Raw genomic sequence first — 15,420 nt, forward strand, 5'->3', positions numbered from 1 at the left:
GTTTTAATGAATGAGCGTTGGAACTGCGAGACGGAAAACAGGGATCTCAATACGGAACGGCGCGCCGTCGATATCGATCATCTCATAATGACCCTGCATGGTTCCCAGCGGCGTTTCAATCACTGCGCCGCTGGTATATTGATATTCACCGCCGGCGGGAATATGCGGTTGCTCGCCGACCACCCCTTCACCCTGAACTTCAGTCTCACGACCGTGGCCATTAGTGATGAGCCAGTAGCGGCCAAGCAGCTGAACCTGACTCCGCCCCAGGTTGCGAATGGTGACGGTGTAAGCGAAGACGTAGCGCTCTTCTTCCGGGGAAGACTGCGATTCGATATAGACGCTCTGTACCTGGACACACACCCGGGGCGAATGAATCATGGTTAGCTCTCCTTCGTTGGCAGATTGTCAGACAGCCAGTTGGCCATCAGGCAGTACTGCGCCACGGAAATATTTTCGGCGCGCATGGCCGGGTCGATGCCCAGCTCGGTCAGCACTTCCACGCTGAACAGATTGCCGAGACTGTTGCGGATAGTCTTGCGGCGCTGGTTGAACGCTTCGGTGGTGATGCGGCTCAGCACCCGGATCTCTTTGACCGGATACGGCATGGTGCTGTGCGGCACCAGGCGTACCACCGCGGAGTCGACCTTAGGCGGCGGGGTAAACGCGCTCGGCGGCACTTCGAGTACCGGGATCACCTGGCAATAATATTGCGCCATCACGCTTAACCGACCATACGCCTTACTGTTCGGTCCGGCAACCAGACGATTCACTACTTCCTTCTGCAGCATAAAGTGCATATCGGCAATGGCATCAGTATAGCTGAACAGATGGAACATCAGCGGGGTCGAGATATTGTACGGCAGGTTGCCGAAGACGCGCAGCGGCTGGCCCATTTTCTCCGCCAGTTCGCCAAAGTTCATGGTCATCGCATCCTGCTGATAGATGGTCAGCTTTGGACCGAGGAACGGATGCGTCTGCAGGCGAGCCGCCAGATCGCGGTCCAGTTCGATGACGGTCAGCTGGTCAAGGCGTTCGCCGACCGGCTCGGTCAGGGCCGCCAGGCCGGGGCCGATTTCAACCATCGCCTGGCCTTTCTGCGGGTTAATCGCCGAGACGATGCTGTCGATCACAAACTGATCGTTGAGGAAGTTCTGCCCGAAGCGTTTACGGGCTAAATGGCCCTGATGGACTCGATTATTCATTGGGTATTAACAATCATTTTGATGGCGAGATTAAGCGCCGTGATAAAACTGCCGACGTCCGCTTTTCCCTGGCCCGCTAATTCCAGTGCGGTGCCGTGGTCGACGGAGGTACGAATAAAAGGTAAACCGAGCGTAATGTTCACGCCGCGGCCAAAGCCCTGGTATTTTAGCACGGGCAGGCCCTGATCGTGGTACATCGCGAGTACCGCATCGGCATGATCAAGATATTTCGGCTGAAAGAGGGTGTCTGCCGGCAGCGGACCGCTGAGGTTCATCCCCTTTGCGCGCATCTCTTCCAGCACCGGAATGATGGTGTCTATCTCTTCTGTTCCCATATGGCCGCCTTCGCCAGCATGCGGGTTAAGCCCGCAAACCAGCACATGCGGCTGGGCAATGCCAAATTTCGTGCGCAGGTCGTGATCGAGAATGGTGATGATCTCGCGCAGTAGCTCGGGGGTAATCGCTTCGCTGATGGCTTTCAACGGCAGATGGGTGGTGACCAGCGCCACCCGCAGCTCCTCGGTCGCCAACATCATCACCACTTTGCTGGCCTTCGCGCGTTCTTCAAAGAACTCGGTATGACCGGTAAAGGCGATACCGGCGTCGTTGATGTTGCCTTTATGCACCGGGCCGGTCACTAACGCCGCAAACTCGCCGCTAAGGCAGCCGTCGCAGGCGCGCGCCAGCGTCTCCACTACGTAGGCGCCGTTTTGCACATTCAGCACGCCGGGCTCCGCCGGGACGTTTAGCGGCACGTTCAGCAGCGTCAGGGTACCGGCGCGCTGAGGAACAGGAGGTTGCGCGGGATCGTAAGGGAGGAGAGATAAAGGAAGACCGAGCCGCTTGGCTCGGTCAGTTAACAGGGCGCCATCGGCGCAAATCACCAGCTCAACTGGCCAGTCTCGCTGGGCAAGCTGCACGACCAGGTCAGGGCCAATCCCGGCGGGTTCGCCGGGAGTGATAACAACTTTACGGGTTTCAGGCATCGATATTAGTTGCTCAGAATTTTAACATACGCACTGGCGCGCTGTTCCTGCATCCAGGTTGCCGCTTCTTCAGAGAATTTGCGGTTCATCAGCATGCGGTAAGCACGATCTTTCTGCGCGGCGTCGGTTCTGTCGACCTGACGGCTATCCAGCAGTTCGATCAGATGCCAGCCAAAGGAAGAGTGCACCGGTCCGCTGGTCTGCCCTTTGTTCAGACGCATCAGCGCATCGCGGAACGCCGGGTCAAAGATGTCCGGCGTGGCCCAGCCTAAATCACCGCCCTGGTTTGCCGAGCCCGGATCTTCCGAATAGGTTTTCGCCGCTTGAGCAAACGTGATTTTCCCGCTCTTAATCTCGGCTGCGATCTGTTCCAGCTTAGCCTGAGCCTGGGCGTCGTTCATGATCGGCGACGGTTTCAGCAGAATATGACGGGCGTGAACCTCGGTAACGGAGATATTCTGGGTACCACCGCGCAGGTCGTTGACTTTCAGAATGTGGAAACCAACGCCGGAACGAATCGGACCGACGATATCCCCTTTCTTCGCGGTGCTTAACGCCTGAGCGAAAATGCCCGGCAGCTCCTGGATACGGCCCCAGCCCATCTGGCCACCCTTCAGCGCCTGTTGGTCAGCGGAGTAGGTGATCGCCAGTTTGCCGAAGTTGGCGCCGTTGCGCGCCTGCTCAACGATGGAGTTTGCTTGCTCCTGGGCCGCGGCGACTTCATCAGAGGTCGGGTTCTCCGGCAGCGGGATCAGGATGTGGCTCAGGTTGAGCTCGGTGCTGGCGTCGTTCTGGTCGCCGATCTGTTTCGCCAGCGCTTCCACTTCCTGCGGCAGCACGGTGATGCGACGACGCACTTCATTGTTACGCACTTCCGAAATCAGCATCTCTTTACGGATCTGGTTACGGTAGGTGTTGTAGTTGATGCCTTCATAGGCCAGACGGCTGCGCATCTGATCCAAGGTCATATTATTTTGTTTGGCGATGTTGGCGATAGCCTGATCGAGCTGGTCGTCAGAGATCTTCACGCCCATCTTCTGCCCCATCTGTAACACGATCTGGTCCATGATCAGTCTTTCGAGGATTTGATGGCGCAGGGTGGCGTCATCCGGCAGCTGTTGGCCAGCCTGACCAGCATTGAGCTTAACCGATTGCATCAAACCATCGACGTCGCTTTCCAGCACGACGCCATTATTGACGACGGCCGCTACTTTATCGACCACCTGGGGGGCAGCGAAACTGGTATTCGCGATCATGGCGATACCGAGAAGCAGCGTTTTCCAGTTCTTCATACTTTTTCCATTTCGATTAACCGCAAATGCGGATGATGTTGTAAACCAGCCGCATCACAGGGAGCTCTGGTACGGTAAAATGTTCGAGCGCAGCATCTGCTGGGTGCCGAGGCCGTAGTTAGAGCTCAGACCGCGCAATTCGATATTGATTCCGAAGGTGTTATCGTATTTGCTCTCGCCGCCGTTGTCGTTGCTGTTCCAGCCGTTGACTTTACGTTCGTAGCCAAGACGGATGGCGTAGCAGCAGGAGTTATACTGCACACCCAACATCTGGTTTGCTGCTTTCCGGGTATTAGTATCGTAGTAGTAGGCCCCGACCACGGACCAGCGATCGACAATTGGCCAACTGGCGGTCATCCCCACCTGCGAAATACCCTGTTTATATTGTGCCGCGGTGGAATATGACGGCAGCGTGGCCTGAATATATTCCGGGCTGGCGTAACGATAGTTAAGCTGAACTAAGCGGTTCTCATCGCGACGGTATTCAATGGTGCCGTTACCAGTGGCAACGTTATCCAGACGCGTATCGTACTGGATCCCCCCGCGCAGACCCCATTCATCGGCAATGCGCCAGTAGGTATCGCCGGCCCAGACCAGTGAACCCGTGGTATCGTTGTTCTCCCAGTTGATGTTGTCATCACCGGTGCGTGACTCGGTGAAATAGTAGATTTGACCAACGGAAATATTAAAACGTTCCACCGCGGCGGCATCATACACGCGCGAGGTGAGGCCGGTGGTGACCTGATTAGCCGACGCGATGCGGTCCAGACCGCTATAGGTACGGTCGCGGAACAGACCGGTGTAATCCGACTGCAACAGCGTGGAGTCGTAGTTGCCGATTTCACTCTGATCGCGGTACGGCACGTACAGATACTGCACGCGCGGTTCCAGCGTTTGGGTGAATCCCTCCTGCAGGTCGCGTTCAAAGACCATTTTGCCGTCGACTTTAAACTGCGGCATTACGCGGCTGACGGACTCTTTATAGTCAGTGCCGTTGGCGGCATTGTACTTATCGAGGTTGCTTTGCTGGTAGTGAGTCGCCAGCAGCTTGGCTTCGGTATTCAGACTGCCCCAACCGTTGGACAGCGGCAGGTTGATCGTCGGTTCGAAGTGAACGCGGGTCGCTTCCGGCATGTTGTTATTCGAGTTAACAAAATGGGCAACCTGTCCATAGAGATGGGTATCGAACGGACCGACATCATTCTGGTAGTAGTTGACGTCGAGCTGCGGCTCAGCCGAATAGGAGTTGCTCGATTCGCGGTCAAAGACCTGGAACTGTTTGGTCGATACCGTGGCGTCAAAGTTCTGGTTGACGTAACCGGCGCTGAATTTCTGCGTCGCATAGCCGTCGGTACTGGAACCATATTTCGAGCTGAAGTCGTTGAAGTAGTCAGGATCGCTGACCTTGGTGTAGTCAGCGTTCAGACGCCATACCTGATCGATAACCCCCGAGTGGTTCCAGTAGAACAGCCAGCGGCGGCTGTTGCTGTCGCTCGAGTGGTCGTCTTCGTAGACTTTATCCGACGGCAGGTAGTCGAATTCAGTTAAGCCGCTGCCGAGCTGGGTCAGATAGCGGAACTCGTTTTCCCACATCACGCCGCCGCGTTTGTTCATATAGTGCGGAGTAATGGTGGCATCGAAGTTTGGCGCGATGTTCCAGTAGTACGGCAGGGAGAATTCCACGCCGTTTTTGGTGCTGTATTTCGCGTTCGGGATCAGGAAGCCTGAACGACGCTTATCGCCCACCGGCAGCTGCAGGTAGGGGCTATAGAAAATCGGCACAGAGCCAAGCTTGAAGCGGGCGTTCCAGATCTCGGCAACCTGCTCTTCGCGATCGTGGATAACTTCGCTGCCGACGACGCTCCAGGTGTCGGAGCCCGGCAGACAGGAGGTAAAGCTGCCGTTTTCGAGAATGGTATAGCGGTTTTCACCGCGCTGTTTCATCAGGTCGGCGGTGCCGCGTCCCTGGCGTCCGACCATTTGATAATCGCCCTGCCAGACGTTGGTATCTTTGGTATTCAGATTCGACCAGGCTTTTGGCCCTTTGAGGATCACCTGGTTATCGTCGTAATGCACGTTGCCCAGCGCGTCCACGGTGCGCACCGGCTGCGCCTGGCCCGCGGCCTGCTGCTGATGCAGCTGAACTTCGTCGGCGCGGAGGCGACTATTCCCCTGGTTAATATCGACGTTGCCGGTAAAGACGGCGTTGTCCGGGTAGTTGCCCTTCGCATGATCGGCGTTAATCGTCACCGGCAGATCGCCAGGACGACCTTCCACGAGCGGACGATCATAGCTTGGCACGCCAAGCATACATTGCGTTGCGAGATCGGCAGCGAGGCCTTGTTGGCTATACAAGGCGCTGGCAATCATCGTAGCCAGGAGGCTGGGAATACGTTTTTTCATACGTTGTATTTATTGTTCCATCATCTTGTGACAGCGGCTTGCAAACGGTCAGAGCCTAACTTACTCAACATTATCACGCTAGTGTTAATCCTGCCCGTTTCGAGCCCGAGCGTTAGGCACCCTGTTGAATGACGAGTATGATAAAGCAAATTATAGGCTATGTCCCACAATTGACCGAGGCGCGAGTGCCGGGTAACGTGCGGTCATATTCGAGCTTAACGGCGATAAACAGTTGGGGAGTCTATGCAGTATTTGGGTAAAGTGATTGGCGTGGCAGTGGCTTTGCTGATGGGTGGTGGGTTCTGGGGCGTGGTGCTTGGCTTTCTGGTCGGCCATATGTTTGACCGGGCGCGCAGCCGCCGGTTAAATCTCTTCGCCAATCAGCAGGAGCGTCAGTCGCTCTTCTTTTCCACCACCTTCGAAGTGATGGGGCACCTGACCAAATCCAAGGGCCGCGTTACCGAAGCGGATATTCATGTCGCCAATGTGCTAATGGATCGCATGAACCTGCATGGCGCCTCGCGCACCGCGGCGCAGCAGGCGTTTCGCGACGGTAAGGCCGACAACTATCCCCTGCGCGAGAAAATGCGTCAGCTGCGCAGCGTCTGCTTTGGCCGTTTCGATCTGATTCGGATGTTTCTGGAAATTCAGCTGCAGGCGGCGTTCGCTGATGGCGAACTGCATCCTAACGAACGGGAAGTGCTGTTCGTCATTGCCGACGAGCTCGGCATCTCCCGCGCCCAGTTCGATCAATTCCTGCGGATGATGCAGGGCGGCGCCCAGTTTGGCGGCGGTTCGCAGCAGCGCTCTTATGGCCAGCATGGCGGCAACGCCGGCTGGCAGCAGGCGCAGCGTGGGCCGACCCTCGAAGATGCCTGCAATGTGCTGGGAGTAAAACCGACCGACGACGCGGCGACGGTGAAGCGCGCCTATCGCAAGCTGATGAACGAACATCATCCGGACAAGCTGGTAGCGAAAGGTCTGCCGCCGGAGATGATGGAGATGGCCAAACAGAAGGCCCAGGAGATCCAGAAGGCCTGGGAGCTGATCAAAGAGCAGCGCGGCTTCTGACGTTTCCAGCCCCTCCCGTCCGGCGAGGGGTTTTAACTTTTGACCTTAGCGCGGCGATACAGCCGCCGCGGATGGCCAATTTTTCCGTACAGCATCTCCACTTCCAGAAAACCGGTCTCAACGCCGTGCTCCAGATAGCGACGGGCGGTGGTTTTGCTGAGCCCGGCGGCGCTGACCACTTCATCAACGGAAAAACAGTGCGCTTCCCGGTCGCTAAACAGTCCCTGCACCAGCGCCAGCGTTTTCTCTTCAATCCCCTTGCTGCCGCTATCCACGCGATAGTTCTTCGCCTGCAGTTGATAGAGGGAATCGACGTTTTGCTGATCGACGATTTTCCACTCCCGTTGCTGATCGTAGAACTGGATAAAGCGCTCCAGCGACTGGCTCAGCCGCTTCCATGATACCGGCTTAAGGATGTAGTCGAAGGCGCCGTTGCGGATGGCCTGGCTGCAGGTTTCCATATCGCTGGCGGCGGTGATAAAGATCACCGAGCATTGGCTGGTCGCCAGCGCCGGGTCGGTCATCAGCGTGACGCCTTTGCCGTCCGGTAAATAGTTATCCAGCAGCACCAGCTGCGGCGGCGTGGCGTGAAGCAGCTGCCGCGCCTGGGCGAGGGAGGCCGCCATGCCTGCCAGCCGCAGTCGCGGGTGTTTTTGCACAAGCTCGGCGTGCAGGCGCGCCAGTTCGCTCTCATCTTCAATGATTAGCACATCGACCAGGTCATGATGCATCGTGGGCCTCCGGTTGCGGACAGGCGTGCGCGTCGGCCGGGATAAATAGGGTGAAGATCGTTCCCCGCGGCGCGTTATCGGCGACTTCGATGGTGCCGCCCGCCTGAGTGACATAATGTTCAATAAGATACAGACCAATGCCGTGATCGCCACGGGTTTTGGTGGTGACGCCGCGTTCAAAAATGCGCTCGCGGATATCGGGGCGGATGCCGACGCCGCGGTCGGCCACTTCGATAATCAACTCCCGGGCGTTGAGCTGGATCAGGACTTCCACCGGCTCATGCGGCAGCTCGGCACGCTGCGTGGCTTCGATGGCGTTATCCAGCAGGTTGCCGATGATGGAGATCAGCTCGGATTCCATCAGCGACGGCAGGGGGCGGTCGATGCGGCAGGCCGGGTCGAAGCTCAGCGCCACGCCTTTTTCGCGGGCGCGGGTGGCTTTGCCGAGCAGCAGACCGCATAGCGTCGGCGAGTGGAAGTGCGAGGAGATAAAATCCAGTAGCTCCTGAGCATGTTCCGACTGGGCCTGAATATAGCGGATCGCTTCGTCATAATGGCCCATATGCAGCAGGCCGGAGAGGGTAGTCATCCGGTTGAGCTGCTCGTGGCGCATGATGCGCAGATTGTCGACATAGCGCTTCACCTGGCTCAGCTGGGCGGTGAGGGCATTGATTTCATTGCGGTCACGGAATGTGATCACCCAGCCCTGCAGGGTATTCTCCAGCATAATGCGCACCCGACTGGCGAGCACGGTCAACTGGTTGAAGCGGCACAGCTCATCGTGGGTATCGCGTTCGAGCATGTCGCCGCTGGCGAAAAAGGGCTGCGGCGAAATGACGCTGTCGATCGACTGACCGCGCAGCTGGCGGGCGGGCTGGCTGAGCCCCAGCAGGCTGCGGGCGGCATGGTTTATCACCTCAATACGCCGCTGGCGATCGATGACGATCACCCCCTCAAAGATCGACTCCATCATCGCCTTTTGCTGGCGAACCAGCAGGCCAATTTCCCGCGGCTCGAGCGAAAAAATCTGCTTCTTGATACTGCGGGTAAAGTACCAGGAGAAGATAAACAGGGCGATGAGCAGCAGGACGGCGGCGATAAAAATATTGATCACTTTAGTCAGAGTAATGCTGTCGAGATAGCTGGTGAGGTAGCCGACGGAGACAATACCGATCACTCGCCCTGCGTCATCAACGATGGGCGTTTTGCTGCGCAGCGAGACCCCGAGGCCGCCTTTGCGAATGGTGGTGATGGATTTCCCTTCCAGTACCGCCTGGTTGTCGCCGCCGACCAGTCGGGTGCCAACCCACTCCGGATGGACGGAATGAAACAGATGAACTCCCTGACGGTCGCCGATGACGATAAAGCTGGCGTCGCTATGGGCGGCGATTTGCTGCATAAACGCCTGAATCGCCTGTGGGTCGTGCCGGCTGACCTGTTGACGTAAATTCGGCATCAGGGCTATCTCTTCGGCCTGTATTTTGGCCCGAGCGCTCATCTCCTGATAAAGCTGGCGGCTGGCGTCAAAATAATAATAAATGCCCAGCGCGATAAAAAGGACCGAGAAAAAAGCGACCAGAGAAATAAACAGCTTATATTGAAAAGATAATTTCATAGGCCCCGGACGACGTATTAACCATAGCGGCACTCTATCATTTTTCTGTCACGTGACGTAAATGTTAAGGGAAAGTTGTGATCAGCGGCGCAGGCGCGGGCTGCCGCCAGCGGTCGCGGCGAAAATAGGCGGCCGGCGGGAAATAAAAACCATAAAAACCACAGTCATAAATCAGAGATATATCACTCCCGGGCAGTTCAGCGAATAGAAACCATAAAAACCATAGTGACCATTAAAACTTCTTTTTTAATTTGGGAAGCTTCACATTAACGACGCCGCTGTCCCTTTACGCTGAAAATGAATAATAACGACAGGGCTGAATTTATGAGCACCACAGACAATGCATTCTCTGCAACCCTTGAACCGATCGATACGCCGAAAACCACGCTCAAGCAGCGCTGGTGGCATATCATGGATAACTGGAAGGTGGGGATCGTCCCGCTGCCGCTGTTTCTGCTGGCCGGAGGACTGATTGCCCTCGACTGCCTTGGCGGCAAACTGCCGAGCGATATCGTGGTGATGGTGGCCACCCTGGCTTTCTTTGGCTTCGCCTGCGGCGAGTTTGGTAAACGCCTCCCGGTGCTGGGGAAACTCGGTGCGGCGGCGATCTGCGCCACCTTTATTCCTTCCGCGCTGGTCCACTATGGTCTGCTGCCTGACGTGGTTATTGAATCCACGACCAAATTCTATAAATCCACTAACATCCTCTATCTCTATATCTGCTGCATCATTGTCGGCAGCATCATGAGTATGAACCGCACCACGCTGATTCAGGGCTTTCTGAAGATCTTCTTCCCGATGCTGTGCGGCGAAGTGGTCGGCATGCTGGTGGGCATCGGCGTCGGCACGCTGCTGGGCATGGAGCCGTTCCAGGTGTTCTTCTTTATCGTGCTGCCGATTATGGCCGGCGGCGTGGGAGAGGGGGCGATCCCGCTGTCAATGGGTTATGCCGCGCTGATGCATATGGAGCAGGGCGTGGCCCTGGGCCGGGTATTGCCGATGGTGATGCTTGGCAGCCTGACGGCGATCGTCATCTCCGGCTGCCTCAACCAGCTCGGCAAGCGCTTCCCGCATCTGACCGGCGAAGGGCAACTGATGCCGAACCGCAGCCATGAAACCCGCAGCCTCAGCGAGAGCGAAGGCGTGAGCGGTAAGACCGACGTTGGGACCCTCGCCTCCGGCGCGCTGCTGGCGGTACTGCTGTATATGATGGGGATGCTCGGCCACAAACTGATTGGTCTGCCGGCGCCGGTAGGCATGCTGTTCCTCGCGGTGCTGTTAAAGCTGGCTAACGTGGTGTCTCCGCGTCTGCAGGAGGGGTCGCAGATGGTGTATAAATTCTTCCGCACCGCGGTCACCTACCCGATCCTCTTTGCCGTCGGCGTGGCGATCACCCCGTGGCAGGAACTGGTAAACGCCTTCACTTTAACCAACCTGCTGGTGATCGTCAGTACCGTCTCCGCGCTGGTGGCGACCGGTTTCCTGGTTGGTAAAAAGATAGGGATGCACCCGATCGATGTGGCGATTGTTTCCTGTTGCCAGAGCGGGCAGGGCGGCACCGGCGATGTGGCGATCCTGACCGCCGGCAACCGCATGAGCCTGATGCCGTTCGCGCAGATCGCTACCCGCATCGGCGGGGCGATAAATGTCTCGCTGGGGTTGCTGTTCCTCAGCCACTATCTGGCGTGATATAACGCTACGCTCAGCGATAAATCTGCTATTTTCCGCTACAGAACGCCGAAAATATCTGCGTTCTGTATCCTAAATGCTCCGCATTTAGCGTTACAATCAGCGCGCGATCGGCTATCGCAACCATCATCATGACAGTCCAGGCGCTGTCGCATTTATCATATGTAGGAGAGGAATTAATGTCAGTGGATACTCCCGCCCAGGCGGGCGTCAGCATCGACGCATTGCTGGCGGCGAAAGAGCAGCGTGCAGCCCGCCAGGCCGACTGGTTGGCCCATTATCAGCAGCCTGTTATTTCCCTGACCCTGGTGACCCCGGGGGCGGTGAAGGACAGCATTCGCTATCGCAATATGATGGGCGTTGCCCTCCAGGCCTGCGATCAGCTGCTGTGGAAGCACCGCTGGCAAACGCTGGATCGTCAGGTGCTATGGCTGCCGACCGGGCCAGAAGCGCTGTGGTGCGTAGCGCATCCGGCCAGCGAAATCAAAGCGATGTGCAGTACGCTGGAGCAGAGCCATCCGCTGGGACGCCTGTGGGATATCGATGTAATCTGTCCGCAGAACGGGCTGGTGGGACGCCAGTCGCTGGGCGAATCGCAGCGCCGCTGCCTGCTGTGCGATGAGCCGGCGCACGCCTGTGCGCGCAGCCGTCGTCACGACACCGATCTCGTCGTCGCCCGCGTTGAGCAGATGATTGACGCGTGGTTCGCCCGCGATTAATCGGGATTGTTTTCTGTATCCTCACTAATCCGAGTTGCACGCAGCCAACCCGCATGCAACTCGAAGTATGAGCGTTAAAAGTCGATCGGCGCGCGAAAGGTCATCGCGTTGCCGTAGGCAGGATGGGTGATGGTGAGCGTCTCGGCGTGCAGCAGCAGGCGCGGGGCCATCGCCAGCGCCTCCGGCGTGGCATAGAAGCGGTCGCCAAGGATCGGATGCCCCAGCGCCAGCATATGCACGCGCAGCTGGTGCGACCGTCCGGTAATCGGCTTCAGGCGCACGCGGGCGGTGTTATCCTCTGCGTACTCCAGCACCTCATATTCGGTTTGCGCCGCTTTGCCGGTTTCATAGCACACCTTCTGCATTGGCCGGTTCGGCCAGTCGCAAATCAGCGGTAAATCCACGAGGCCTTCCGCCGGCTGCGGATGGCCCCAGACGCGGGCGACGTACTGCTTCTTCGGCTCGCGCTCGCGGAACTGACGCTTCAGTTCACGCTCGGCGGCTTTATTCAGCGCCACCACAATCACGCCGCTGGTGGCCATATCCAGGCGATGCACCGATTCGGCCTGCGGGAAGTCGCGCTGAATGCGCGTCATCACGCTGTCTTTATGCTCCTCAAGACGACCGGGGACGGACAACAAGCCGCTCGGCTTGTTGACCACCATGATGTGCTCATCCTGATACAGGATCACCAGCCAGGGATCCTGCGGCGGATTGTAGTTTTCCATCGCCATGTTCGCGTTCCGTTACTGGTGAGTGACGACGATCAGACGCAGCGCGTCCAGACGCCATCCGGCCTGCGCCAGCGCATCCATCACCTGCTGACGGTTGCTTTCGATCGCCGCCAGTTCGTCGTCACGGATGTTCGGGTTCACCGCCTTCAGCGCTTCCAGACGCGACAGCTCCGCCGTCAGCTTTTCATCGGCTTCGTTACGCGCCGCGTCGATCAGCCCCTGCGCCGCTTTGGCGATCTGCGCTTCACCCTGCTGCAGAATCGCATGAACGTCCTGCTGCACCGCATTGACCAGCTTGCTACCGGTATGGCGGTTGACCGCGCTCAGCTGGCGGTTGAAGCTTTCGAACTCCACCTGCGCGGCGAGGTTGTTGCCGTTTTTATCCAGCAGCATGCGAACCGGGGTCGCCGGCAGGAAGCGGTTGAGCTGCAGCTGCTTCGGCGCCTGCGCTTCGACGACATAGATCAGCTCCAGCAGCAGGGTGCCGACCGGCAGCGCCTTGTTCTTCAGCAGGGAAATGGTGCTGCTGCCGGTATCGCCGGAAAGGATCAGGTCCAGACCGTTGCGTATCAGCGGGTGTTCCCAGGTAATAAATTGCGCATCTTCACGCGACAGCGCCACGTCACGTTCGAAGGTGATGGTGCAACCGTCTTCCGGCAGGCCCGGGAAATCCGGCACCAGCATATGGTCGGAAGGGGTGAGGACGATCAGGTTTTCACCGCGGTCGTCCTGGTTGATGCCGACGATATCGAACAGGTTCATCGAGAAAGCGATCAGGCTGGTGTCGTCATCCTGCTCTTCGATGCTCTCCGCCAGGGCCTGGGCTTTCTCGCCGCCGTTGGAGTGGATCTCCAGCAGACGGTCGCGGCCCTGCTCCAGTTGCGCCTTCAGGGCATCATGCTGTTGGCGGCAGGATTTGATCAGATCGTCAAAGCCGTCGATGGATTCCGGCGCCGCAAGATAGTTGATCAGTTCATCGTGAACGCTGTCGTAGACGGTGCGACCGGTCGGGAAGGTATGTTCGAAGGCGTCGAGCCCTTCGTGATACCAGCGCACCAGCACCGACTGCGCGGTTTTTTCCAGGTACGGAACGTGGATCTGGATATCGTGCGCCTGGCCGATACGGTCGAGACGACCGATACGCTGCTCCAGCAGATCCGGGTTAAACGGCAGGTCGAACATCACCAGGTTGCTGGCGAACTGGAAGTTGCGTCCTTCGGAGCCGATCTCGGAGCACAGCAGCACCTGGGCGCCGGTGTCTTCTTCAGCAAACCACGCCGCGGCGCGGTCGCGTTCGATAATCGACATCCCTTCATGGAACACCGCGGCGCGGATGCCTTCGCGCTCGCGCAGCACCTGCTCCAGCTGCAGGGCGGTGGTGGCCTTAGCGCAGATTACCAGCACCTTCTGCGAGCGATGGCTGGTCAGGTAGCCCATCAGCCACTCAACGCGCGGGTCGAAGTTCCACCAGGTACCGGTATCACCTTCAAATTCCTGATAGATCTGCTCCGGATAGAGCATGTCGCGCGCGCGCTCTTCCGCGGTTTTGCGCGCGCCCATAATGCCGGACACTTTGATGGCCGTCTGGTACTGGGTCGGCAGCGGCAGACGAATGGTGTGCAGCTCGCGTTTCGGGAAACCTTTGACGCCGTTACGGGTATTACGGAACAGCACGCGGCTGGTGCCGTGGCGGTCCATCAGCATCGAGATCAGCTCCTGGCGCGCGGCCTGGGCATCTTCGCGATCGCTGTTGGCGGCCTGCAGCAGCGGCTCGATATCCTGCTCGCCGATCAGATCGCCCAGGGTATTGAGTTCGCTATCGCTCAGCTTGTTGCCCGCCAGCAGCAGCGCGACGGCGTCGGCCACCGGACGGTAGTTCTGCTGTTCTTCGACAAACTGTTCAAAATCGTGGAAGCGGTTCGGATCCAACAGACGCAGGCGCGCAAAATGGCTCTCCATTCCCAGCTGTTCCGGCGTCGCGGTCAGCAGCAGGATACCCGGCACGCGCTCAGCCAGCTGTTCAATAGCCTGATATTCACGGCTCGGCGCCTCTTCGCTCCACACCAGGTGGTGCGCTTCGTCGACCACCATCAGGTCCCACTCGGCGTCGCACAGGTGCTCCAGGCGCTGCTTGCTGCGACGCACGAAGTCTAAAGAGCAGATCACCAGCTGTTCGGTTTCGAACGGATTGTAGGCATCGTGCTGCGCTTCGGCGTAGCGCTCGTCGTCGAACAGCGAGAAACGCAGGTTGAAACGGCGCAGCATCTCCACCAGCCACTGGTGCTGGAGGGTTTCCGGGACCACGATCAGCACGCGCTCTGCGGCGCCGGAGAGCAGCTGCTGGTGCAGGATCATCCCGGCTTCAATGGTTTTACCTAAGCCCACTTCATCGGCCAGCAGGACGCGCGGCGCGTGACGACGGCCCACATCGTGGGCAATATGCAGCTGGTGCGGGATCAGGCTGGTGCGCTGGCCGCGCAGGCCGCTCCACGGCATGCGGTACTGTTCGCTCTGGAACTTGCGCGCGCGGTAGCGCAGGGCAAAGCGATCCATGCGGTCGATTTGGCCGGCGAACAGGCGGTCCTGCGGTTTGCTGAATACCAGTTTGCTGTCGAGCAGCACTTCACGCAGGGTGACGTTCGCTTCCTGGGTGTCCAGGCGGGTGCCAGTGTAGGACAGCAGCCCGTTCTCTTCATTCACTTTGTCAACGTGGAGCTGCCAGCCTTCATGGCTGGTGATGGTGTCGCCCGGGTTAAACATTACGCGGGTGATCGGGGAATCGTTGCGAGAGTACAGACGGTTTTCGCCGATGGCGGGGAAAAGGAGAGTGACCATGCGCGCATCCAGCGCTACCACCGTCCCTAATCCTAGTTCGCTCTCTGTGTCGCTAATCCAGCGTTGACCAAGTGTAAAAGGCATATATGTTCGGCTCTTTAGTTCTTTAATTGCAGGCAATAGTTGATCATCTCCATTAA

Annotated in this window: 12 protein-coding genes; 3 read left to right on the forward strand and 9 right to left on the reverse strand. The window is 58.1% G+C overall.

Annotated features, from left to right (window positions below; translation table 11 throughout):
• Positions 1 to 3: 3 nt before the first annotated feature.
• The 5 genes from apaG to lptD are packed head-to-tail and all read right to left on the reverse strand — an operon-like array spanning position 4 to position 5,886.
• A complete protein-coding gene (gene apaG / locus HMPREF3140_RS11455; protein ID WP_002888323.1) occupies positions 4 to 381 on the reverse strand; it encodes a Co2+/Mg2+ efflux protein ApaG in 378 nt (125 codons plus the stop codon).
• Positions 382 to 383: 2 nt separating this feature from the next.
• Positions 384 to 1,205 carry a 16S rRNA (adenine(1518)-N(6)/adenine(1519)-N(6))-dimethyltransferase RsmA gene (gene rsmA / locus HMPREF3140_RS11460; RefSeq protein ID WP_002888324.1) on the reverse strand — a complete coding sequence of 274 codons (822 nt, stop codon included), beginning with the start codon at positions 1,203 to 1,205 and terminating at the stop codon, positions 384 to 386.
• Entirely contained in the window at positions 1,202 to 2,191 is a 990-nt protein-coding gene (pdxA, locus tag HMPREF3140_RS11465; protein WP_002888327.1) for a 4-hydroxythreonine-4-phosphate dehydrogenase PdxA, read from the reverse strand. Before pdxA ends, rsmA begins: the two co-directional genes overlap by 4 nt.
• A 5-nt stretch (positions 2,192 to 2,196) precedes the next feature.
• Positions 2,197 to 3,483 (reverse strand): peptidylprolyl isomerase SurA, encoded by a 1,287-nt coding sequence (gene surA, locus HMPREF3140_RS11470; RefSeq protein WP_002888329.1) that lies wholly within the window; start codon positions 3,481 to 3,483, stop codon positions 2,197 to 2,199.
• A gap of 54 nt (positions 3,484 to 3,537) precedes the next feature.
• Positions 3,538 to 5,886, reverse strand: coding sequence for an LPS assembly protein LptD (gene lptD, locus HMPREF3140_RS11475; protein ID WP_004147026.1), 2,349 nt, complete (start codon positions 5,884 to 5,886; stop codon positions 3,538 to 3,540).
• A 243-nt stretch (positions 5,887 to 6,129) separates the two neighbouring features.
• On the opposite strand from lptD, the gene djlA reads away from it, so the two are divergent.
• Entirely contained in the window at positions 6,130 to 6,957 is an 828-nt protein-coding gene (gene djlA / locus HMPREF3140_RS11480; RefSeq protein WP_002888332.1) for a co-chaperone DjlA, read from the forward strand.
• A 32-nt stretch (positions 6,958 to 6,989) separates the two neighbouring features.
• Here djlA and HMPREF3140_RS11485 read toward each other — a convergent pair whose 3' ends face one another.
• Together HMPREF3140_RS11485 and HMPREF3140_RS11490 are read right to left on the reverse strand one after the other, a co-directional pair.
• Positions 6,990 to 7,688, reverse strand: coding sequence for a response regulator (locus tag HMPREF3140_RS11485; RefSeq protein WP_002888337.1), 699 nt, complete (start codon positions 7,686 to 7,688; stop codon positions 6,990 to 6,992).
• Positions 7,678 to 9,303: an ATP-binding protein gene (locus HMPREF3140_RS11490; RefSeq protein ID WP_002888340.1), complete on the reverse strand. Its 1,626-nt coding sequence runs from the start codon at positions 9,301 to 9,303 to the stop codon at positions 7,678 to 7,680. The genes HMPREF3140_RS11485 and HMPREF3140_RS11490 overlap by 11 nt, the downstream gene beginning before the upstream one ends.
• 324 nt (positions 9,304 to 9,627) lie before the next feature.
• Between HMPREF3140_RS11490 and HMPREF3140_RS11495 the strand changes: the two genes are divergently transcribed.
• The gene (locus HMPREF3140_RS11495; RefSeq protein WP_002888345.1) at positions 9,628 to 10,992 is read left to right on the forward strand and encodes a 2-hydroxycarboxylate transporter family protein; all 1,365 of its coding nucleotides are present in this window, start codon (positions 9,628 to 9,630) and stop codon (positions 10,990 to 10,992) included.
• A gap of 179 nt (positions 10,993 to 11,171) precedes the next feature.
• The gene (citX, locus tag HMPREF3140_RS11505; protein ID WP_002888347.1) at positions 11,172 to 11,711 is read left to right on the forward strand and encodes a citrate lyase holo-[acyl-carrier protein] synthase; all 540 of its coding nucleotides are present in this window, start codon (positions 11,172 to 11,174) and stop codon (positions 11,709 to 11,711) included.
• Positions 11,712 to 11,785: 74 nt separating this feature from the next.
• Here the strand turns inward: citX and rluA are convergent, their stop codons facing one another.
• Both rluA and rapA read right to left on the reverse strand, forming a co-directional pair.
• Entirely contained in the window at positions 11,786 to 12,445 is a 660-nt protein-coding gene (gene rluA, locus HMPREF3140_RS11510; protein ID WP_004145980.1) for a bifunctional tRNA pseudouridine(32) synthase/23S rRNA pseudouridine(746) synthase RluA, read from the reverse strand.
• Between the two features lie 12 nt (positions 12,446 to 12,457).
• Positions 12,458 to 15,364 carry an RNA polymerase-associated protein RapA gene (gene rapA, locus HMPREF3140_RS11515; protein ID WP_070552989.1) on the reverse strand — a complete coding sequence of 969 codons (2,907 nt, stop codon included), beginning with the start codon at positions 15,362 to 15,364 and terminating at the stop codon, positions 12,458 to 12,460.
• Positions 15,365 to 15,420: the final 56 nt, after the last annotated feature.

The organism is Klebsiella sp. HMSC16A12 (genome assembly GCF_001808265.1).
In the GTDB taxonomy this organism is placed as follows: Bacteria; Pseudomonadota; Gammaproteobacteria; order Enterobacterales; family Enterobacteriaceae; genus Klebsiella; species Klebsiella pneumoniae.